Source organism: Streptomyces sp. NBC_01352, from assembly GCF_036237295.1.
GTDB lineage: Bacteria > Actinomycetota > Actinomycetes > Streptomycetales > Streptomycetaceae > Streptomyces > Streptomyces plumbiresistens.
The window spans coordinates 10,713,562-10,734,389 of record NZ_CP108354.1; the positions used below are offsets into that span (position 1 = coordinate 10,713,562).

The following is a 20,828-nucleotide window of genomic DNA, read 5'->3' on the forward strand; positions in this document are numbered from 1 at the left end:
CGGAGAACAGGGGAGTCAGGAGAAGCGCGTACGGAGTTCGGCTTCGAGGGTTTCCAGGGACCGTCCCCTGGTTTCGGGGACGTAGCGCTTGACGAAGGTGAGGGCGAGGACGCCCGCCGCCACGAAGAGGAAGAACGTGTTGGAGATCCCGATCCCGTCGACCAGGGACGGGAAGACCAGTCCGATCGCGAAGTTGGTCAGCCACAGCACCACCGCCGCCACGCCCATCCCGAAGCCGCGCATCCGCATCGGGAAGATCTCCGAGAGCATCAGCCAGGTCACCGGCGAGATCGCGCCCTGCTGGAAGGCGAGGAAGGTGACGGTCATGGCGAGCACCGCGTAGGCGCGGCCGTCGCCGGAGGGCAGCACCAGGGAGAACACGCCGATCAGCAACAGTGCGGCCGTCGTACCCATCTGACCCGCCATCAGCATCGGACGGCGATTGACCCGGCCCAGCAGCCAGATGCCGACGAAGGTCGCCAGCACCGAGATCACGCCGTTGGCGATGTTGGCGGTCAGGGCGCTGTCGGCGGCGAAGCCGGCGTCGGTGAGGATCTGGGTGCCGTAGTACATGATCGTGTTGACGCCGGTGATCTGCTGCACGATCGCGATGCCGAAGCCGACGAACATCAGCCTGCGCACCCAGGGTGTGGCCCGCATGTCCTGCCAGCCGCCGAGCTTCTCCCGCTCCTCCTTGACGGCGAGGGCGGACACCTCGGCGAGCTCGGCCTCGGCCCGCTGCCGGGACCGCACCTGCTTGAGCACGTCGAGGGCCTCGCCGAAGCGGGTCTGCGAGGCCAGCCAGCGCGGGCTCTCCGGCATCACCAGCATGCCGAACCACAGCACCACGGCCGGAACGGTGGCGAGGACGAGCATCCAGCGCCACACACCGCCGGACTCTCCGCCGACCCGGGCGATGATCGCGTTGGAGGTGAAGGCGAGCAACTGACCGCTGACGATCATGAGTTCGTTGCGGGTGACGAGTGCGCCGCGCCGCTCGGCGGGGGAGACCTCGGCGAGGTAGACCGGCACGGTCACCGAGGCGCCGCCGACCGCGAGGCCGAGCACGAACCGGGCCACGACCATGACCGCCGTGTTCGGCGCGAGCGTGCAGCCGAGCGCCCCGACGAAGAACACCACGGCGAGGACCAGGATCGTACGACGCCGTCCGCGCGCGTCCGACAGGCGCCCGCCGGTGACCGCGCCGAGCGCGGCGCCGAGCAGCAGCGAGCTGGTGACCATGCCCTCGGTGAAGGGCGTCAGACCGAGGTCGTCGGTCATGTAGGGCAGGGCGCCGTTGATGACGCCGGTGTCGTAGCCGAAGAGGAGTCCGCCGAAGGTGGCGATGACGGTGATGAGCCGCAGCCGCCGGGAGACCGTCGGCGGAGTGTCGTCCGCGGCCCGGGTGGCCTGTGTGGTGTCGTCCCTGACGTCCATGGGCACCTCCTACCGGTCGAGCGTCGGGCGCCGGGTACCCGTCAGCCCGCAGCGGGCCAGGTGTTCACGGGTGCTGACCGCGATGGGCAGCGGCACCTCGGGAGCGCACGGGTACAGGTCCTGCTCGACGATCACGAACAACTCGGCGTCGAGCTCGGCGAGTTCGGCCACGACCTCGGCCGGGTCCGGCACGCCCGCGGGAGGCGAGACGCACACCCCCCGCTTGACGGCCTCACCGAAGGACAGGTCCTCGGCGGCGACCTGGGCGAGCACGGCCGGGTCCATCTGCTTGATGTGCACGTAGCCCACCCGCTCACCGAAGCGGCGGATCAGGTCGAGGTTGTCGCCGCCGCCGTAGGCCACATGTCCGGTGTCCAGACAGAGGTTGGTGTAGCGGGAGTCCGACTCGTTCAGCAGCCGCTCGATCTCCGGCTGGGTCTGGATGTGGCTGTCGGCGTGCGGGTGGACGACGAGCCGTACGTCGTACTCGTCCAGCAGCAGCCTGCCCAGCCGGTCGGCGTTCCGGCCGAAGCCCGCCCACTGCCCGGCGGTCAGCTCCGGCGACTCGGTGAACTGGCCGGTCTTCTCGTCCCGGTACATCGGCGGGATGAGGACAAGGTGGTGGGCGCCCGCGGCGGCGGTCAGCGCCGCGACCTGGCGGACATGGGCGAGCATCTCGTCCCAGGCCTCCGGGCGGTGCAGCGCACCGAACGCGGTGCCGCCGGACACCTTCAGGCCGCGGGCGTCCAGTTCCTCCTTCAGCCGCTGCGGGTCCGTGGGGAGATAGCCGTAGGGACCGAGCTCCAGCCACGTGTATCCGGCCGCGGCCAGCTCGTCGAGGAAGCGGGTGTACGACACCTGGTGCTCGTCCTCGGGGAACCAGATGCCCCAGGAGTCGGGGGCCGAGCCCAGGCACAGGTTGCCTGCGGTGATGCGGAGCGGGGATGGCGCCGTTGCCATGGCGTGTCCTTTGCGGGGGAGGGGTGGGGGCCTTCAGCTGGAGGTGGGGAAGTTGAAGCCGGCGTTGACCTGCTGCGCGGGCTGGGGCCAGCGGGTGGTGACGACCTTGGGGCGGGTGTAGAAGCGAATGCCCTCGGGGCCGTGGACGGGGGAGTCGCCGATGAGGGAGTCCTTCCAGCCGCCGAAGGAGTAGTACGACATCGGCACGGGCACCGGCACGTTGACGCCGATCATGCCGACCTTGACCTGGCGCTGGAAGCGGCGGGCCGCTTCGCCGGAGGCGGTGAACAGGGCGGTGCCGTTGCCGTAGGGGTTGGCGTTGATGAGGTCGATGGCCTGGTCGAGGGATGCGGCGCGGACGATCGCCAGGACCGGTCCGAACAGCTCCTCCTTGTAGGCGTCCATCTCGGTCGTGACGTGGTCGAGCAGGGACGGGCCGGTGAAGAAGCCGTCCGCGTGTCCGTCGACCTTCAGCCCACGGCCGTCGACGACGACGGTGGCGCCCTGGGCGGCGGCGGTGCCGACGGCGTTCTCGACGCGTTCCTGCGCGGCCTTGGTGACCAGCGGGCCCATCTCCACGCCGGGGGCGTCGCCGGGGCCGACCTTCACCTCCCGGGCTTTGCGCTCCAGCACCTCGACCAGAGCGTCTGCCGCGGCGCCGACCGCGACGGCCACCGACACGGCCATGCAGCGTTCGCCGGCCGAGCCGTAGGCGCCGGCGGTGATGTGGTTGGCGGCGAACTCGAGGTCGGCGTCCGGCAGGACGACGGCGTGGTTCTTGGCGCCGCCGAGGGCCTGGACGCGCTTGCCGTGCGCGGTGGCCTGCTCGTGCACGTACTTGGCGATGGGGGTCGACCCGACGAAGGAGACTGCCTCGATGCCGGGGTGGGTGAGGATGGCGTCGACGGCGTCCTTGCCGCCGTGCACGACGTTGAAGACGCCGTCCGGGAGGCCCGCCTTCTTGTAGAGCTCGGCGACGAAGTTGGCGGCGGACGGGTCCCGCTCGCTGGGCTTCAACAGGAACGTGTTGCCGGTGGCGATGGCCATCGGGTGCATCCACAGCGGGACCATCGCGGGGAAGTTGAAGGGCGTGATGCCCGCGACGACGCCGAGTGGCTGGCGGAAGTTGTGCACGTCGACGCCGCGCGAGACCTGGTCGGAGAAGGAGCCCTTCAGTACGTCGCCGAGGCCGCAGGCGAACTCGACGACCTCTCGGCCGCGGGTGATCTCGCCGCGGGCGTCGTCGACGGTCTTGCCGTGTTCGGCGGAGATGATCCGGCCCAGTGCTTCCTCGTGCTCGACGAGGAGTTGACGGAAGGCGAACATCACCTGAGTGCGCTGCGACAGCGACGACTCCGACCAGGTTTCGAAGGCGTGGGAGGCGGCGAGGACCGCGGCGTCCACATCGGCGGCCGAGCCGAGGACGACCCGAGCCTGCTCCTGCCCGGTGGCCGGGTTGAACACGGGCGCGGTCTGCTGGACCGTGCCGGTGGCGGGGGAGCCGTTGATCCAGTGGGGGATGGTGTTCACGTGGAGGTTTCCTTACAGGTAGTGCCGCTGGGCGAGCTTGTGAGCGGCGTACGTCTCGTACGCGGTGCGGGTGGAGTCCAGGGCGGAGGTCTCACTGACCGGGACGTCCCACCAGCCGTGTCCGGGCGGGTGGGGCCCGTACAGGTCGGTCTCGACATGCACGACGGTGGTGCGGTGGGCGGCCTTCGCCTTTTCCATCGCCGTACGGAACTCCTCGACGGATGAGGCGTGCAGGACGTCCGCACCGAGCGAGGAGGCGTTCGCAGCGAGGTCGACGGGGAGTACGTCGCCGTCGAGCTGTCCCGAATCACCGTCGCGGTAGCGGTACTTGGTGCCGAACCGCTGTGAGCCGAGCGACTCCGACAGGGCGCCGATGGAGGCGAAGCCGTGGTTCTGGACGAGGACGATGATGACTTTCAGGCCCTCGGCGATCATGGTCACGATTTCCTGAGCCATCATCAGGTAGGAGCCGTCACCGACGAGGACGACGACCTCGCGCGACGGGTCGGCCATCTTCGCGCCTACGCCGGCGGCGACCTCGTAGCCCATGCAGGAGTAGGCGTACTCCACGTGGTAGGCCTTGGGATCCCTGGCCCGCCACAGCTGTTGCAGATCACCCGGCATGGAGCCGGCCGCGTTGATCACGACGGCGCGGTCGTCGAGGACGTCGTTGAGTGCGCCGATGATCTCGGTCTGGGCGGGCAGGGGGCCATGGCCGACGTTGAAGCACTGGTCTTCGATCTCCCTGGTGCGGGCGATCAGTTGGCGGGTCCGCTGTCGGTACGACGGTTCCACCTCCCAGTCCGTCAGCGCCCCGGCGAGGGCCTGGATGCCTGATCGCGCGTCGGCGACCAGTGGCTCGGCGGAGTGCTTGACGGCGTCCAGGCGGGCGACGTTGAGGTTGATGAACGTGACGTCGGGGTTGCCGAAGACGGTGTGGCTGGCGGTGGTGAAGTCGGAGTAGCGGGTGCCGATTCCCAGCACGACATCGGCCTCGCGAGCCAGCTCGTTGGCCGCGTACGAGCCCGTCGAGCCGATGCCGCCGACCGCGTACGGGTGGTCCCAGGGCACGGCGCCCTTGCCGGCGTGGGTGTCGGCGACCGGGATGCCGGTGGCTTCGGCGAAGGCCCGCAGCTCGGTCTCGGCGCCGGAGTAGACGGCGCCGCCGCCGGCGACGATCAGCGGTTTCTTCGCGTTCCGCAGCAGCATCGCGGCCCGCTCGATCGCGGCCGGCTCCGGTACCGGGCGGCCCACATGCCACACCCGGCGCCGGAAGAAGGCGACCGGCCAGTCGAAGCCTTCCGCCTGCACGTCCTGCGGGAGCGCGAGGGTGACGGCGCCGGTCTCGACCGGGTCGGTGAGTACCCGCATGGCGGCGAGCGCGGCCGGGATCAGCTGTTCGGGACGGGTGATGCGGTCGAAGTACTTGGATACGGCGCGGAAGGTGTCGTTGACGGTGACGTCCCCGCCGCGGGTGTCCTCCAGTTGCTGGAGGACGGGGTCGGCGGCGCGGGTGGCGAACATGTCGCTGGGCAGCAGCAGGACGGGCAGGCGGTTGGTGGTGGCGAGCGCCGCACCCGTGATCATGTTCGTCGAGCCGGGCCCGGTCGACGCCGTGCAGGCGAAGGTCGCCAGCCGGTCGCGCATCTTCGCGTAGGCCACCGAGGCGTGGACCATGCCCTGCTCGTTGCGCGCCAGGTAGTAGGGCAGGTCGGCCTCGTGGGTGACCGCGGCCTGGAGCAGTGCCTGCCCGATCCCGGCCACGTTGCCGTGCCCGAAGATGCCCCAGACGCCGGGGATCAGGCGCTGCTCCTGGCCGTCGCGCTCGCTGTACTGGTTGGCGAGGAAGCGGACGAGGGCCTGGGCGGTGGTGAGTCGGACGGTGTTCATTGCGCGTCGAGTCCTTCGAAGGGAAGCCGGTCGTCGATGTCCTGGGACTCCCAGGTGGCCCGCACCCAGCCGTGCGCGGGGTCGTCGCAGATCAGCCAGGCGCGGTCCTGGCCGGGGCCTGCCATGACGTTGAGGTAGTAGAGGTCGTAGCCGGGCGCGGCGATCGAGGGGCCGTGCCAGCCGTGCGGGATCAGCACCGTGTCCCCGGAGCGGACCTCGGCGAGCACGTCGATGGGCCGTTCCTCGGTGCCGTAGACCCGCTGGTAGGCGAAGCCGTTCTCGCCCGCGACCTCGAAGTAGTAGATCTCCTCCAGCTCCGATTCGACGCCCGGGCGGGCCTCGTCGTGCTTGTGCGGCGGATACGACGACCAGTTGCCACCCGGCGTGAGCACCTCGCACACCAGCAGCTGCTCGGCCTCGAACGTCCCCGGCAGGCAGTAGTTGTTCACCTGTCTCGAACACGCGCCCGCACCGCGCAGCTCGACCGGGACGTCCTCCCTGCGCCCGTACCGAGCTGAGTGACCTCCCTGCTCGGTACGGGCGGAGGGCAGCGCGAACCTCCCACCGTCTGCGCTGCTGATCAGGGCCTCCGACGCGCGCGGCAGGTACGCGAAGTCGGTGGCGGAGGCGAACACGCTTGTACGGCCCGCGAGTTCGAAGGTCTTGCCGTCCGTGGTGACGGTGCAGGAGCCCGCCAGCGGCAGGACCAGGAACTCGGAGTCCTGGGTGGACAGGGCGTGTGCCTCGCCCGGCTTCAGGGTCAGGATTCTGAGGCCGGAGTGTCCCCAGCCCGCCGACTCCGGCGTGACCAGGAGGTCGTAGGGCCCGTCGGCCGAAGTCCCCCTGGGCAGGTGGTACTTGCTCGTCCCGGTCACAGCAGGCTCACCGCCTTGTCCACCGCGCCGGCGACGTCGCCGCCCGCGGGGTAGAGGAGAGAGCGGCCGACGACCAGGCCCTGCGCGGTGGGGAGCTTGAGCGCCTTGCCCCAGGAGGCGAAGGCCGCCTCAGGATCGGTGACCTCGCCGCCCAGCAGGAGCGCCGGCATCGTGGAAGAGGCCAGGACCCGCTCCATCTCGGCCACGACCGGCAGCTTCAGCCAGGTGTAGGCGGTACGACGGCCCAGCCCCGAGGCGATGCTGATCGACTTGATGACGGCGTCGGGGGAGAGGTCGTTGCGGATCCTGCCGTCCTGCCAGGTGGAGAGGAACGGCTCCACGAGGGCGATGAGGTGACGGTCGTTGAGCTCGTTGACGGCGCGTGCCGTCTCCATCAGGACGGACGGCGTGGCCGGGTCCTGCAGGGCGATGCGGGTGAGCATCTTGCCGCCGTCGAAGCCCATCGCGGCGATCGTCTCGGCCTCGTAGCCGGTGAAGCGGTCGTCGATCTCGAAGGCCGAGCCGGCGAGGCCGGCGCGGTTCATGGAGCCGAAGACGCTCTTGCCGTCCAGGACGCCGAGCAGGAGCAGGTCTTCGAGGATGTCGGCGGTGGCGAGCACTCCGGTGACGCCGGGGCGCTCCAGGGCGACGCACAGACGGTCCAGCAGCTCGAAGCGGTCGGCCATGGCGGTGGGGTTTCCGCCGACGCCGTTGGCGCCGCGAGCGGGATGGTCCGCGGCGATGATCATGGCCTTGCCGTGCTCGCCGAGGAGCGAGGTCGCTTTCACCCGGCGTGCGGCCGCCGCGGCGATGGCGCCGGGGTCGCCCACCCGGGCGGACACGATCCGGCTCAGGTTGTCGGACAGCACAGCGTCACGCCTTTCGATCAGTGAGAGCGGGAGCGGGGGTTGCCTCGTGGAGCCTGGTGTCGACCTCGGCCTCGGTCGGCATGGCGTCGGAGCAGGACAGCCGGCCGGCGACGATGGCGCCGGCGACGTTGGCGAAGGCCACCGTGCGGCGCGTGTCCCAGCCGGACAGCAGGCCGTGGCAGAGCGCGCCGCCGAAGGCGTCACCGGCGCCGAGCCCGTTGACCACCTCCACCGGAACCGGCGGGATTTCGGCGACCGACCCGTCCCGGTCCATGGCGAGCACACCCTTGGGCCCCTGCTTCACCACCGCCAGCTCGACCCCTGCGGCGAGCAGTGCCTTCGCGGCGGCGTACGGCTCGCGCTCGCCGGTGGCGATCTCGCACTCGTCGAGGTTGCCGACCGCGACCGTCGTGTGCCGCAACGCCTCGGTGTAGTGCGCGTGTGCCTGGGACGGATCCGCCCAGAACATCTCCCGCCAGTCCAGGTCGAAGACCGTCGGCCCGGCCTTCGCCCGGTGCGCCAGCGCGGCCAGCGTGGCCGAACGGCTCGGCTCCTCACTCAGCCCGGTCCCGGTCACCCAGAAGATCCGGGCGTCGCGTACGGCGTCCAGGTCCAGCTCACCGGGAGCGATGTCCAGGTCGGGCGCCTTCGGCAAGCGGTAGAAGTACAGCGGGAAGTCGTCCGGCGGGAAGATCTCGCAGAACGTCACCGGGGTCGGCGCGATGTCCGACGTACCGACGAATCGGCTGTCGACGCCGTAGCCGTCCAGGGCCGTGCGGACGAAGTCGCCGAACGGGTCCCGGCCGGTCTTGGTGATCACGGCGGACGAACGGCCGTAGCGGGCGGCGGCCACGGCCACGTTCGTCGGGCTGCCACCCAGGTACTTGCCGAACGAGGTGACCTCCGCCAGCCCCACGCCTGTCTGGAGCGGATACACATCCACTCCCACACGGCCCATGGTCAGCACATCGAACGGCATCACGCTGGTTTCCCTTCGCTCCGGAGACACCGGGAAGTTCTCGGGGGATGTATTTCGATCTCGCGCGCTCTACTAGCGCGCTCTAGGCAAGTACGATGAGCCCTGTCCAAATGTCATGTCAATAGCTTGTTGCCGGGAGATTTCGCGGCCGACCGTAAGGTGGGGCGCGTCGAAGGGGGAGGTTCACAGGTGGATGCGTCGGCCAAGCAACGGCCCACGATGGCGGACGTCGCCGCGAAGGCGGGCGTGTCCAGGGCACTCGTGTCGATCATTTTCCGTGGCCAGCCGGGGGCCAGCCAGGAGACCCGGGAACGCGTCCTGCGCGTGGCCGACGAGATCGGCTACCACCCCGACAACGCCGCCCGACTGCTTGCCCGGGGCCGCAGCCGCACGCTCGGCGTGATGTTCACCGTGCACCAGACCTTCCACTCGGACCTCATCGCGGGCATCTACCCCGAGGCCGAACGGCTCGGCTACGACGTACTGCTCTCCGCGGCCACGCAGAGCCGGGACGAGGCCAAGGCGATCGAGGCGCTTCTCGGCCACCGTTGCGAGGCGGTGATCCTGCTCGGCTCCGACGCGGAGGCCGCCTACCTCGACGACCTCGGGCGTCGCACGGTCACCGTGTCGGTCAGTCGCCGGGTGCCCCACGCTCACGTCGACTTCGTGCACTCGGCCGAGGGCAAGGGGGTGCGACAGGCCATGGATCACCTGGTCGAGCTGGGGCACCGTCGGATCCTGCACATCGACGGCGGTCGTGGCCCCGGGTCGGCCGACCGACGGCGTGCCTACCGGGCCGCGATGCGCCGTCATGGGCTGGAGTCAGAGATGCGGGTCGTTCCCGGTGACCACACCGAGCTGTCGGGCATCGAGACGGGGCAGTCGCTCCTGGCGGAGCGCGACCGCGGGCAGCCCCTGCCGACCGCGGTCCTGGCGGGCAACGACCGGTGCGCGTGGGGGCTGTTGATGTCGCTGACGCGGGCGGGGGTCGACGTCCCCCGTGACATGTCGGTCGTCGGTTACGACGACAGCCATCTGTCCCACCTGATGCCCATCGGCCTCACCACGGTGCGTCAGGACGCGGTCCTCATGGCGGAACACGCGGTGCGCTTCGCCGTGGAGCGGCTGGAAGGCGGGGATGTGGCACCGCGGGAGGCCGTGCTGGACCCGAAACTGGTGGTCAGGGGGACCAGCGGACCGGCTCCGGAGTCGCAGGCCTGAGTTGCGTGGTTCCACCTGGGGGTGCCCGAACCCGGTGAGTCGTGCGGGACCTTACGCCGTGCGGTCATGCCGCTGCTCGACCGGGCCCGGACCGCTCCGAAGGTGCCGGGCTTCGATGACTTCGCCGTCCGGCAAGGACACATTCTCGAGAACGGCCGCTTCGGGCACGGCGGGCTTGCGGAGCAGGAGCAGCGCCGCGTCGTCGTGCAGCCGGCCTCCCACATGGGCCAGCAGTTCGTTGTGGAGCGCTGTGAGGGTATGTGCCGGCTCGTCGGACAGGTGCTGCGTCAGCCGCTCCGTGAGCGGGTAGAACTCGCGGCCGTGGTCGCGGGCCTCCGTGACCCCGTCGGTGTAGAGCAGCAGCTGATCCCCGTCGGTGAAGGGCAGTATCTGCAGGCTGGGGGTCTCGCCCGAGAGGGCGCGCAGGCCGAGCGGCGGGGCCGGATGGGCGGGTTCCACCGGTACCACTCCGGAGCCGTGCACCAGGAGCGGGGGAGCGTGTCCGCAGTTGACCAGCTCCAGATGGCCTGGTCGGGGATGTCCGGCGACCACGGCGGTGACGAAGTCGTCGCAGCTGAGATTGCGCGCCAGACTCCGCTCGATCCTGGCGACGACGGCGAGGAGATCGGGCTCCTCGTAGGCCGCCTCGCGGAAGACCCCGACCACCAGAGCCGCGATCCCCACAGCCGGCAGCCCCTTGCCGCGCACATCGCCGACGATCAGCCGAACCCCGTACGGGGTGGGCACGAGGGCGTAGAGGTCCCCGCCGATACGGGCCTCCGCGGCCGCAGCGCTGTAGCGCACGGCCACCTGGAAGGGGCCGACGGTCGCCGGTACGGGCTGGAGCAGCGCGTGCTGGGCGGCTTCGGCGACCGAGCGGACGGCCGCGAGCACCCGCTCGCGACGCCCGCGCAACGCGCTGGCCAGGCCACTCGCCAGGGTGACGGCCACCAGGGCGGACAGCACGGCTGCCAGCTCGCGGCCCGGTGCACCGTCATGGATGCCGAGCACCGCGCCCAGCACCCCGGCGAGGAGACCGACACACAGAACCCCGCGCGGCCCGCTGGTGGTGGCGGCCAGCGCGGGCCCGGCCGCGAGCAGCGACAGCCAGGTCAGCCCGACTCCGGTGAGGAGGTCGACGACCACGATGGCGGAAACGATCAGCACGGGCAGTACGGGCGTACCGGAGACCAACTGAGCGGCGACACGATTCCAGGACACCGTCCCCGAGGCGGCCGCTTGGTTTCTGGGCCGCCGTATCGGTCCGTGGTCGCCACCGTGCGCTCGGGTGTGACTCATGTTCTGCCCGCAGTCCTCACCTGTGAATGGAGCATGCGCTCCGGAAATGTCCGTTTGATTCAGGAAAGAGGATTAGTCACAGTGCCACAAGGAGACGGTTTTCAGATAGTGAGCGACAGGCCTGTGGTCACGCGACTTGCGGTCGGGAGCAGTCGTGCCCGGATCTCCTCGAGTCGGGACAACCGGTCCGCCCGCAGCGAGACGCCGAGCGAGCCGAGCACGTTCCCGCTGTACACGGGCACCGCGATACAGACCGTGCCGAGGGCGTACTCCTCCATGTCCGTAACGGCCGGCGCCACCGGGGAGGAGTCGAGTCGCCGGAGCAGTTCCGGGGCGTCGGTGATGGTCCGTGGCGTGAGATCGGCGAGGCGGTGCCGGGAGAGATAGTCCTTGCGGGAGTCCTCGTCCAGCTCGCGCAGCACCGACTTGCCCAGCGCGGTGGCGTGGCCGGCGTCCTCGAATCCCACCCAGAGGTCGACTCGGGGTGCCCGGGGGCTGTCCACGATCTCGGCGACCCGGATCTCGCCGTCCTCGTAGAAGGTGAGATAGGCGGCGGTCGCGAGCTCGTCCCGCAGCGCGGCCAGCGCCGGACGGACCCGGCTCAGCAGCGCCTGCGCCCGGCCGGTGGTGTGGAGCGCCTGCAGCTTGTCGCCCAGGATGAACCCGCCGTCGTCCAGCTTCCGCAGGTATCCGTCGTGGACCAAGGTCCGCAGCAGGTGGTACGCGGTGGCCAGAGGCAGCCCCGTCTCCCGTGCCAGCTGCTTCGCCGGCGCGCCGTTCTCGTGCGCGCCCACCGCCTCCAGCAGGCGGAAGGCCCGCTGCACGGAGGTGATGAGCGTGGGGCCGGGGCCGTCGTGAGCAGCCATACGACCAGCGTGCGCCGGGTATGCGGCGCAGGCAAGGCGCGCGCGGTTCCCTGCCACTCCGCGCGGCCTCACGATCAGGGCCCAGAGGATCACTCCCACCCGTACGCGTATAGCTGCGACCCTGGCGATGTCGAGCGGGCGGTGCTGCTCGGAGCCGCGCCACCCGGCCCATGCAGGGCGCCTTCGTTCCGCAGTACCCAGGACATGGGCCGGTCCGGCACATCGCGGATGTCGTGCCTCCTCTGCCCAGCGTCCACGAGGAACCGCACGTGCCGGCGTTCACCCCCTCGCCTGCATCGTGCGTGACTCCACAGACCAGTGCGCGGGCGTCTGCGACCGTACCGCCTGGTGGACACCCGCTGTGCAGTGCGCCGCGGTCACTCGACGTCCCCTGAAGGGCGGCTGCCGGATTCGTGTGCCTTCGAGCGGCCGGCTGTCAGCGGGACATCCGGCGCGGCCGGAAGCGTCCGTCCCAGGCGGGCGAGCGGGGACAGAGCCATCACCACCGGAGACAGCAACATGCCGGCGGCCGTCGCCAAGAGACTGGTGCGCAATCCCCACTCCTCCGCGAGGAATCCGCCGAACAGGGAGCCGAGCGGAGACAGCCCCATGCCGACAAACGTGATCGTCGCGGCCGCGCGGCCTTGCATCCCGTCCGGAGTGACGGTCTGGCGGACGGCCATGACCGCCACATTCACCAACTGGCCGCCGACCCCGAACACGAAGCTGACCGCGAGGAGCGCGGGAACGGTCACTGCAGAGGAGCCGTGCAGCGCGGGTACACACAAGAACACGCCGTCGCCGAGTGCGGCCCCGGCCACGAGCACCGGGCCGTACCCGAACCGGTTCGGCAGGCGGGCGGCCAGGACGGAGCCCAGGAGCGCGCCCGGCCCTGTCGCCGCGAGTGCCAGCCCGACGGCGGTGCCGGACAGGTGCAGTTCCCGCGGCAGGAAGAGCAGATAGACGGTCATCACGGCCGCGAAGGAGAACTGGAAGGCGGCTGAGGCCAGGCACACGGTCCGCAGCGCGGTATCGCGGGCGACGAAACGCAGGCCCTCGTGGATCCGCCGCCAGACCCAAGAGGGACGTTCCGGGCGCTCCGGGGCCGATTCGACTCGACGGATCCTTCGGATGGACAGGAACGACAGCGCGAAGAACAGTGCGCCGGCGGCGGCAGCGATCGGCGCCGACAACAGGGACACCAGCGCACCGCCGAGGGCCGGACCGCCGATCTGAGCCGCGGACCGGCTGCCCTCGAGCGCGCTGTTGCCCCGTACCAGCTGATCGCGTCGCACCAGCCGTACAAGAGATGCCTGGTATGCCACGTCGAAGAACACGGACAGGGCCCCGATCGCGAAGGCGATCACGAAGAGCGCGGGCAGGCCGAGCAGGCCGAAGAGGCCGGCCACCGCGGCGGCACCCAGGGCAAGGGTCCGGCCGACGTCAGTCAGCACCATCACTGTGCGAGTGCGCCACCTGTCCACCCATGCGCCGACGAAGAGCGCGAGCAACAGGATCGGCGCCTGGCCCACGGCGCGCAGGACGCCCAGCTGGGTGGCACTGGCATTGAGCGTCAGGACGGCGAAGAGCGGAAGAACAACCAGGCCTGTGTGTTCCCCGAGTTGGGAGGCGGTCTGCCCCACCCAGAGTCTGCGGAAGTCGCTGTCCCGCCACAGGCTCGACGGAACGGGTCGACCGGAATCGGATACGGCGGAGGAAGCGGACGGCACAGGGATCCCAAGGGTTGCCGACAACGAGGCCCGCTACCGGGCACACGACGGGTGCGCCGACGGTTCAGGCAGGGGAAGGCTCGCTGTGCCGCGACATCAAGGGCAGCACGCGATGACAGGCCGATCGGCCTACAACGTCAACGCGCGCTCGGGCGACCGACCATGTCTGCAACTCCTCGTGGATCAACTCGATGCACCCGGACACTAGCGCTGGGTGGCTCGGTGCGACAGGCAATTAAAGACGTTCACTCCTTGCTGAGGACGATGTCGAACGTCGCCGAGGTCCACGGTCCCTCCAGCTGTCGGCTGTCCGGTGTCGGAGTTCCGGCCTCGTGACGGTCGAAGGGGCGGATGAGTGACTCCTTCACGCCGAAGACGGAGTCGGCGTTCAGACAAGGGTCGCCCGCCACGAAGATGTGGGTGATGAGACGCCGGAAGCCGGGGGCCGTCACCATGAAATGCAGATGCGGTGCGCGCATCGGCGAGCGGCCGGCGTGGTCGAGGAGTTGGCCGACGGGGCCGTCGTCCGGGATCGGGTACGGCGTCGGAGTGAGGCCCCAGAACCGGTAGCGGCCCTCGGGGTCGGTGAAGAAGTGCGCGCGGCCCGTGAGGCCGCCGTCGTCGTACTGGACGTCGTACATGCCGTCGTCGTCGGCTTCCCACACCTCGACGCGGGCCCCGGCGACGGGGTTGCCGTCGGTGTCGGTGACCCGGCCGTCGACCCACGCGGGCTCACCGGTCGCGCCGCCCGCGATGTCCCCGCCGAGCTCGATGTCCGGCGAGTCCTGGACGAAGAACGGGCCGAGGACGGTGGCCTGCGTCGACTCGTCGAGGCCAGGCTCGTTCACCGCGACGGTGAGCATGGAGATGCCGAGGACGTCCGAGAGGAGGACGAACTCCTGGCGGGTGTCGGTCGTGATGTGACCGGCCGCGGTGAGGAACTCGATCGCCGCGCCCCACTCGTCCTCGGTGAGGCGGGTCTCGCGCACGAACGCGTGGGCGTGCCGAACGAGGGCCTGCATGACCTCGCGGAACCGTTCGTCCTTCGCGGTGTCGAAGCTCACGACGACCTTGTCGGTCAGTTCCTGTTCAGTCGTGTCGGTCATCGGGGGTGCTCTTCCGTGCGAGGGGAGGTGAGCGGGATCGGCACCGGGGTGTCCCCGCGGCACGCGCGCCCCAGCAGCTCGCGCATCTCGCCGGGGGTCACGCGCCGCGGGTTGGTGTCCGGGATCTGCGCCATGACGAGGTCGCAGGCCCGGTCGAGTTCCTCCTCGGCCAGTCCCAACTCGCTGAGCGAGCGCGGAGGTTCGAGCTGGGCGTAGAGGGCGAGCAGCGCGCCGAAGGGGTCGGTGCGTTCGTCGAGCGCCGCCGCGAGGTGCCGCGCCGCCTCGGGTGCCGCGGGCAGGTTGAGACCGACCACGTGCGGCAGGACCACCGAGTGCAGGGCGGCGTGTTCGAGGTCGTACGCGCCGCCGAGGACATGGCACACCTTGTGGTGCAGTCCGGAACCGGCCCCAGCGAAGGCGACCGCCCCGAGGTAGGTGCCGAAGAGGATCTCCCGGCGGGCCGCGACGTCCTGGCCGTCGGCGACGATCCGCGGCAGCGCCGATGCCAGCGAGCGGACGCCCTCGACGGCCAGGGCGGAGCTGATCGGGTTGTGCCGCGGGGCCCACCACGCGTCGACGCAGTGGGCGAGCGCGTTGAGCCCCGACGTCACCGACAGGCGGGTCGGCAGCGACAGCATGAGGGTCGCGTCGTAGACGACGATGCGGGGCAGCACCTTCGGATCGACACCGGTGCGCTTGTGGCCCTCCTCGGTGAGGCCCCAGACGGGGGTCGCCTCGGAGCCGGCGTATGTCGTGGGGACGGCGAGGATCGGCAGGCCGGTGGTGAGCGCGGCCGCCTTGGCGGTGCCCGTGGTGGAGCCGCCCCCGACGCTCAACAGCAGGTCGGCCGCGTGCTCGCGGGCTGCCGCCCGCACGGCCTGTGCCACCTCGGCCGGCACATGCGGCCTGACGGCGCCGAACGTCGCCACGACGGGAAGGTCCTTGCAGATGTCCTCGGCCAGGGCACGTTCGTCCTCGGCCGCGATCACCAGGACCCGGCGCGCGCCGAGTCCTGCGACCTCGGCCGCCACGTCCTCCCGTGCGGTGCCCGAGCCGAAGACGACCCGCTGGCCCCAGGACTCGTAGACGACCCGCGTCATGCCGTCGCCGCCCGCACCCGGGGTACCGCGCCCGCCGCGAACGCGCCGATCAGCGCCGGTACGGCGAAGGCGTAGAAGGCCCACTCGACGTCGGCGCCCGAGCTGAGGACGAACGCGCCCAGGGACGGGCCGGCGATCGCGCCGAAGCGGCCGATCGACAGGGCCCAGGCGAGGCCGTTGCCGCGCAGGGCGTCCGGGTAGCGCGTGACGATGAACGCGTTGCCGAGGATCTGCGAACCGATGAACCCGAACCCGCTGATGAACATGAGCACGAACATGACCGGTGTCGGCGGGCGGGTGCTCATCGCGAGCAGGCTCAGCGTGCCGACCAGGAAGGCGACGACGACCACACGCTTGGCGCCCAGCGCGTCCGCGACCCGGCCGCCCACGATGGCACCGACGCCGACCCCCAGCCACATGGCCGCCGTCTGCAGCAGTGCCGAGCCGAGGGAGAAGCCCGCGGCCTGCATGATGCTGGGCAGCCAGGTGCTGATGCCGAAGACCAGCAGCAGTCCGCAGAAGGACATGGCCCAGAACAGCACGGTCGAGACCGCGAGCCCGCCCGTCAGCAGCGGTCCGATACCGAGCCAGCGACCCGGGTCCGACGTCGGGGAGGAGTCCGACGGGGCGAGACCGAGCTGCTCCTCCACCGCCCTAGCCTCGGCCGCCCGGCCCGTGCGGCTGAGGTGGAACGGGCTCTCCGGAAGCCGCATCACCAGAGGTATGGCCAGGAACACCGGGACCACGCCGATCACGTACAGCCAGCGGTACGAGACGTCGGGCAGCAGAGCCGTGCCGAGCAGAGGGGAGCACAGGGCACCTGCCGCGTACCCGCTCATGATCAGGGCGACGTTGCGGCTGCGGCGGCCGGGCTCGCTGAGGTCGGCGACGTACGCGTTGATCGTCGGCAGTACGACGCCCAGTCCGAGGCCGACGACCAGACGTCCGGCCCCGAAGGACGGGACGCCACCGGCGAACGTGCAGACCGCCATGCCGAGCGAGAACACGGTGGTGCCGACGAGCAGGAGCCGGCGCGGGCCGGTGCGGTGGACGAGGGCCCCGGCGAGGGCCGCGCCGATCAGCATGCCGATGCCGACGAGCGAGCCGATGGTGCCTGCCTCGGCCTTGTCGATGCCGAGCGAGGGGTCGCCCAGGATCGCGGGCACGCTGACGCCGTACACGGCGAGGTCGTAGCCCTCCAGGGACGCGACGACCCAGGCCGCGATCAGCATGAACGTGCTCGCGGACACTCTGCGGACCTGCGGGCGGGTGACGGACGGTGCGGTCATGGCCGGATCCCTTCTCCAGCTGTGGCAGGAGCCTGTACCGGCTCGACTGCCGAGGCAAGTGTGGTGAGGAGTGCCGGGACGTCGGAGAGGACGCCCACGGTGCCGAGGATGTAGAAGTCGGGCCGCCACAGAACGGCGGCGGAGCCGGTCTCGTCGAACCAGCGTCCGTAGACGCCGCCGACATCGGTGATCCCCTCGGTGGTGAGGCGGCGGTCGGTGAGGTGGTGGACGGCTACGCCGAGCCTGTCGGCCGGCTCGCCGGCCGAGGCGTCGAGCGACGCACCCTCGCGGCCGTCGACGAGAAGGACGAATCCGCGGCCGAGGAGCTCGTCGAAGAGCCCCTCGGTGCCGTGCGCTTCCACCCGGCCGTGCGGCATCAGGTGTCCGGCCTGCGGGGACGCGTCGCGCAGGCCCGGGCCGAGCCCTGGGAAGCGCATCTTCTCGGGGCGCCCGTCAGCCTCGCGCTGCGCGATCAGGCGGGCGTCGCGCTCGGCGGCTGCCACCGGGTCGCGCATGGTCTGGACACGGCCGAGCTCGATGCCCTTGGCGATGATGGCCCGCACATGCGGCTCGCGTTCGCTCTGGTAAGTGTCGAGGAGCGCGTCGTCGGCGCCCCGCAGTACGGCGTCGAGCTTGAAGGCGAGGTTCTGGGCGTCGCGGATGCCCGAGCACATGCCCTGACCGAGGAAGGGCGGCATCTGGTGGGCCGCGTCTCCGGCGAGCAGGATCCGGCCGCTGCGCCAGCGCTCCGCGACGAGCGAGCGGAACGTGTACGTGGCGACGCGGACGAGGTCGGCCCGCGAGCGGTCGAGGTAGGCGGCGACCCTGGCCCACACCCGGTCGGGCTCCCGCTCGACGGGGAAGGAGTCGGCCGAGTCGAGCATGAAGCTGAACCGGTGGTGCTCAGGGCCCAGCGAGATGATCGAGATCGGCTGCGCGGGGTCGCAGACCTGACGGGCCTTTGGGATGTCCGCGGCACCGGTCAGGCGGAAGTCGCAGACCATCCACGGCTCGGAGAACCCGTAGTCGTCCTGCCCGACGCCGAGCCGGCCGCGGGTGAAGCTGTTGCCACCGTCGCAGGCCACGACGTACCGGGCCGAGACGGCCGATTCGCTGCCCCCGACCTGGATGTCCACGCCGTCGTGCGTGCTCTGCAGGCCGGTGACCGGGGAGTCCATCCGGATCTCGACGTTGCCCAGACCGCGGACCAGGCCGTCGAGCCTGTCCTCCAGGTAGGGCTGGTACATCATGTACCACTCCGCCCAGCCCTGGCCCCCGACGGCGGCGAAGTCGTGCTCGATGAGCAGCTCGCCGGCGCCGTTGCGCCACTCGTAGTTGCGTTGGACGTGCAGCGTGGGCAGCAGATCGCGGGAGATGCCGAGGCGGTCGAAGGTGCGCATCGTCTCGTCGTCGAAGATGGCGGCGCGCGGAAGGTTGTAGAGGGTCGGGTAGCGCTCAAGGACGACCACGTCATGGCCTGCCTGCCCGAGCAGCGCCGCGGTGACCATGCCCACGGGGCCGTACCCGATGACGGCGACGTCGTACACGTGCGTTCCCTTCCGCTCAGACGCCCGCGAACGCGGGTGCGGTGGTGAGGCCGAGCAGTTTCTCGGCGTTCTGGTGGCCGATCTTGCGGCGGTCGGCGTCGCTGATCGGGGCGTCCCGCAGGAACTTGGTGGCCGTCTCCATGTCCTCGAAGGGGTAGTCGGTGCCGAAGAGGATGTGGTCGGCGCCCATCGAGAGCAGGGCGGTGAGCAGCGGGGCGGGGGAGCAGACGCCGCTGGTCGTGATGTAGAGGTTGTGCCGGATGTACTCCGAGGGACGTTCGCGCTTGAGCTCGATGCCGTGGTGCGCGTGGAACTCCCAGCGGGAGTCCATGCGCCACATCACGTACGGCAGGCCCTCTCCCATGTGGCCGAGCAGCAGCTTGGCGTTCGGGAAGTCGTCGAAGACGCCGCCGAAGATGAGTCGAAGGGCGTGGGTGGCGGTGTCGATTCCCCAGCTCCACATCGGTCCGACGAGTTCGGGGTGGCCGGAGAGCACGTGCGCGGTGTCGACGCCGTTGGCGGGGTGCAGGTAGAGCGGCACGTCGAGGTGTTCGGCGCGTTCCCAGACGACGCGCAGGGCGGGGTCGTCCAGGTACCTGCCGTGGGTGTGCGCGTTGACCAGGGCGCCGCGCATTCCGAGCTGCGTGACCGCGCGCTCCAGCTCGTCGGCCGCGGCCCGGGGATCCTGCAGGGGCAGCGCGGCGAAGCCGGAGAAACGGTCGGGGTGCTCGGCGATGACGCCGGTGAGGAAGTCGTTGACAGTGATCGCCTGGCGTACGGCGGCGGCCGGGTCCTTCTCCGCCTGAAGACCTGGGGAGTTGAGCGACAGCACCTGCATGTCCAGACCGGCGGCGTCCATGCCGTCGAGGCGTTCCTCGGTGAGGTCGAGGAGCCGGCGGGAGGCTTCGGCCCAGGCGCCGGGCTGGGCGATGGACGCGGTCGAGGTGCCATGGCCCACCAGGTCAGGGGTCACGAAGTGCTCTTCGAGGCCTATCAGCTTCATTGCGGAGTTCTCCTGGGGTGATCGACGACGTGAGCTCGTACCGCGGACCTCGTGTGCGGTCGAGGTCGCGTACGCGGTCGGGGTGCGGCGGCGCCCGGCTCGGTGTGAGTGGCCGGGGCGGATGAGATGCGCGGGTGTGTGCGCCGAAGGGTCGAGCGGCTCCGGGCGGCTGCGAGGCGGGCCGCCGGTGTGGCGGTGGCCGTCCGGGAGGGGAGCGACTGCCACCGCTGACGCAGTTCACCAGAACGTAACGCGTTCCGCAATAGTGAATGTAAGATCTGTTTCAACGGTCGCCTCGATAGGCTGACCGCGTTCATCCACCGGCAGGGGAGAAGGCTGCGCTGTGACCGAGACCGACTCCAGGGAGAACGGGGAGCGTCAGGGCATCCAGTCCGTCGAGATGGCGATGCGGGTCCTGCTGGCGCTGGAGACCGGCGGCGGCGCGCTGAGCCTGTCGGCGATCGCGCAGGCGAGCGGGATGCAGCCCAGCAAGGTGCACCGCTACCTCGTCAGCCTCGGCCGCATCGGGCTGACCTCGCAGGATCCCGCCTCGGGGCTTTACGACTTCGGGGCCGCGATGCGCCGCATGGGCGCCGAGTCGCTGCGTCGCACCAACGAGGTCGCGGTGGCGAGCGGCCACGCGATGCAGCTGCGCGACCGCACGGGCCACTCGGTGAACCTGGCCGTGTGGGGGGACCGCGGCCCGATCGTGGTGAGCTGGGCGTACGGCACACGCCCGCTGCCCCTGACGGTGCGTGTCGGCGCCACCCTTCCCCTGCTCACGTCGTCCGTGGGTCAGGTCTTTCTGGCCCACCTGCCCGAGAGTCTCACCGACGAGGTGCTGGGCGGAGAGCTCCGCGGCAAGGAAGCGGAGTGGACGAGCGAGCGCCTCGCGGCCACCCGGGCACAGGTCCGCGAAGAGGGGCACGTCGTGACGCACAGCGGCGTCATCCCGGGCATCGTCTCGGTCGCCGCGCCCGTCTTCGCGGCGAACGACCCCCTGCCGCTCGCCGTCTCCGTCGTCCTGCCCGAAAGCCTCGCCACCGCGGAGCACCTCGCCGAGGTGACCGGCGAACTGCACGACACCGTGGCCGCCGCCTCGCACGAGCTGGGGTACCTGTCGTAGG

At 70.6% G+C, this 20,828-nt stretch carries 17 protein-coding genes; 2 read left to right on the forward strand and 15 right to left on the reverse strand.

Annotated elements, in window-relative coordinates; translation table 11 throughout:
• Positions 1-15: 15 nt before the first annotated feature.
• The 7 genes from OG252_RS49220 to iolC are packed head-to-tail and all read right to left on the reverse strand — an operon-like array spanning position 16 to position 8,540.
• On the reverse strand, positions 16-1,437 hold the full coding sequence (locus OG252_RS49220; RefSeq protein WP_266446669.1) for a sugar porter family MFS transporter: 1,422 nt from the start codon (positions 1,435-1,437) through the stop codon (positions 16-18).
• 9 nt (positions 1,438-1,446) lie between these two features.
• Entirely contained in the window at positions 1,447-2,397 is a 951-nt protein-coding gene (locus OG252_RS49225) for a TIM barrel protein (RefSeq protein WP_266446675.1), read from the reverse strand.
• A gap of 33 nt (positions 2,398-2,430) precedes the next feature.
• Positions 2,431-3,927 carry a CoA-acylating methylmalonate-semialdehyde dehydrogenase gene (locus OG252_RS49230; RefSeq protein WP_329344666.1) on the reverse strand — a complete coding sequence of 499 codons (1,497 nt, stop codon included), beginning with the start codon at positions 3,925-3,927 and terminating at the stop codon, positions 2,431-2,433.
• Between the two features lie 12 nt (positions 3,928-3,939).
• Positions 3,940-5,817 carry a 3D-(3,5/4)-trihydroxycyclohexane-1,2-dione acylhydrolase (decyclizing) gene (iolD, locus tag OG252_RS49235; protein WP_329344668.1) on the reverse strand — a complete coding sequence of 626 codons (1,878 nt, stop codon included), beginning with the start codon at positions 5,815-5,817 and terminating at the stop codon, positions 3,940-3,942.
• Positions 5,814-6,692 (reverse strand): 5-deoxy-glucuronate isomerase, encoded by an 879-nt coding sequence (gene iolB / locus OG252_RS49240; protein ID WP_329344670.1) that lies wholly within the window; start codon positions 6,690-6,692, stop codon positions 5,814-5,816. The genes iolD and iolB overlap by 4 nt, the downstream gene beginning before the upstream one ends.
• Positions 6,689-7,561 (reverse strand): Cgl0159 family (beta/alpha)8-fold protein, encoded by an 873-nt coding sequence (locus OG252_RS49245; protein ID WP_329344672.1) that lies wholly within the window; start codon positions 7,559-7,561, stop codon positions 6,689-6,691. The genes iolB and OG252_RS49245 overlap by 4 nt, the downstream gene beginning before the upstream one ends.
• 4 nt (positions 7,562-7,565) lie before the next feature.
• Positions 7,566-8,540, reverse strand: a complete 975-nt coding sequence (gene iolC, locus OG252_RS49250) for a 5-dehydro-2-deoxygluconokinase (protein WP_329345422.1) — start codon at positions 8,538-8,540, stop codon at positions 7,566-7,568.
• A gap of 219 nt (positions 8,541-8,759) precedes the next feature.
• Between iolC and OG252_RS49255 the strand changes: the two genes are divergently transcribed.
• On the forward strand, positions 8,760-9,761 hold the full coding sequence (locus tag OG252_RS49255) for a LacI family DNA-binding transcriptional regulator (RefSeq protein WP_266448993.1): 1,002 nt from the start codon (positions 8,760-8,762) through the stop codon (positions 9,759-9,761).
• Between the two features lie 51 nt (positions 9,762-9,812).
• Here the strand turns inward: OG252_RS49255 and OG252_RS49260 are convergent, their stop codons facing one another.
• The 8 genes from OG252_RS49260 to OG252_RS49295 form a co-directional block, all read right to left on the reverse strand.
• On the reverse strand, positions 9,813-11,060 hold the full coding sequence (locus OG252_RS49260; RefSeq protein ID WP_329344675.1) for a PP2C family protein-serine/threonine phosphatase: 1,248 nt from the start codon (positions 11,058-11,060) through the stop codon (positions 9,813-9,815).
• A gap of 101 nt (positions 11,061-11,161) precedes the next feature.
• Positions 11,162-11,926, reverse strand: a complete 765-nt coding sequence (locus OG252_RS49265; RefSeq protein WP_266446692.1) for an IclR family transcriptional regulator — start codon at positions 11,924-11,926, stop codon at positions 11,162-11,164.
• Between the two features lie 377 nt (positions 11,927-12,303).
• Entirely contained in the window at positions 12,304-13,656 is a 1,353-nt protein-coding gene (locus OG252_RS49270) for an MFS transporter (protein ID WP_329344677.1), read from the reverse strand.
• A gap of 245 nt (positions 13,657-13,901) precedes the next feature.
• The gene (locus OG252_RS49275; RefSeq protein ID WP_329344679.1) at positions 13,902-14,762 is read right to left on the reverse strand and encodes a dioxygenase family protein; all 861 of its coding nucleotides are present in this window, start codon (positions 14,760-14,762) and stop codon (positions 13,902-13,904) included.
• Positions 14,759-15,862: a maleylacetate reductase gene (locus OG252_RS49280; RefSeq protein ID WP_329344681.1), complete on the reverse strand. Its 1,104-nt coding sequence runs from the start codon at positions 15,860-15,862 to the stop codon at positions 14,759-14,761. Before OG252_RS49280 ends, OG252_RS49275 begins: the two co-directional genes overlap by 4 nt.
• Complete coding sequence (locus tag OG252_RS49285) at positions 15,859-17,151, reverse strand: MFS transporter (RefSeq protein ID WP_329344683.1); 1,293 nt, start codon at positions 17,149-17,151, stop codon at positions 15,859-15,861. The genes OG252_RS49280 and OG252_RS49285 overlap by 4 nt, the downstream gene beginning before the upstream one ends.
• On the reverse strand, positions 17,148-18,698 hold the full coding sequence (locus tag OG252_RS49290; protein WP_329344685.1) for a bifunctional 3-(3-hydroxy-phenyl)propionate/3-hydroxycinnamic acid hydroxylase: 1,551 nt from the start codon (positions 18,696-18,698) through the stop codon (positions 17,148-17,150). Before OG252_RS49290 ends, OG252_RS49285 begins: the two co-directional genes overlap by 4 nt.
• A gap of 16 nt (positions 18,699-18,714) precedes the next feature.
• Positions 18,715-19,701 (reverse strand): amidohydrolase family protein, encoded by a 987-nt coding sequence (locus OG252_RS49295; RefSeq protein ID WP_329344687.1) that lies wholly within the window; start codon positions 19,699-19,701, stop codon positions 18,715-18,717.
• Between the two features lie 343 nt (positions 19,702-20,044).
• On the opposite strand from OG252_RS49295, the gene OG252_RS49300 reads away from it, so the two are divergent.
• Positions 20,045-20,827 carry an IclR family transcriptional regulator gene (locus tag OG252_RS49300; RefSeq protein ID WP_266446708.1) on the forward strand — a complete coding sequence of 261 codons (783 nt, stop codon included), beginning with the start codon at positions 20,045-20,047 and terminating at the stop codon, positions 20,825-20,827.
• Position 20,828 lies beyond the last annotated feature (1 nt).

Coding starts and splice junctions, on each gene's coding strand:
- OG252_RS49220 (WP_266446669.1), bottom strand. CDS start 1,437: ATGGACGTCAGGGACGACACCACACAGGCCACCCGGGCCGCGGACGAC.
- OG252_RS49225 (WP_266446675.1), bottom strand. CDS start 2,397: ATGGCAACGGCGCCATCCCCGCTCCGCATCACCGCAGGCAACCTGTGC.
- iolD (WP_329344668.1), bottom strand. CDS start 5,817: ATGAACACCGTCCGACTCACCACCGCCCAGGCCCTCGTCCGCTTCCTC.
- iolC (WP_329345422.1), bottom strand. CDS start 8,540: ATGCCGTTCGATGTGCTGACCATGGGCCGTGTGGGAGTGGATGTGTAT.
- OG252_RS49255 (WP_266448993.1), top strand. CDS start 8,760: ATGGCGGACGTCGCCGCGAAGGCGGGCGTGTCCAGGGCACTCGTGTCG.
- OG252_RS49260 (WP_329344675.1), bottom strand. CDS start 11,060: ATGAGTCACACCCGAGCGCACGGTGGCGACCACGGACCGATACGGCGG.
- OG252_RS49265 (WP_266446692.1), bottom strand. CDS start 11,926: ATGGCTGCTCACGACGGCCCCGGCCCCACGCTCATCACCTCCGTGCAG.
- OG252_RS49275 (WP_329344679.1), bottom strand. CDS start 14,762: ATGACCGACACGACTGAACAGGAACTGACCGACAAGGTCGTCGTGAGC.
- OG252_RS49280 (WP_329344681.1), bottom strand. CDS start 15,862: ATGACGCGGGTCGTCTACGAGTCCTGGGGCCAGCGGGTCGTCTTCGGC.
- OG252_RS49285 (WP_329344683.1), bottom strand. CDS start 17,151: ATGACCGCACCGTCCGTCACCCGCCCGCAGGTCCGCAGAGTGTCCGCG.
- OG252_RS49295 (WP_329344687.1), bottom strand. CDS start 19,701: ATGAAGCTGATAGGCCTCGAAGAGCACTTCGTGACCCCTGACCTGGTG.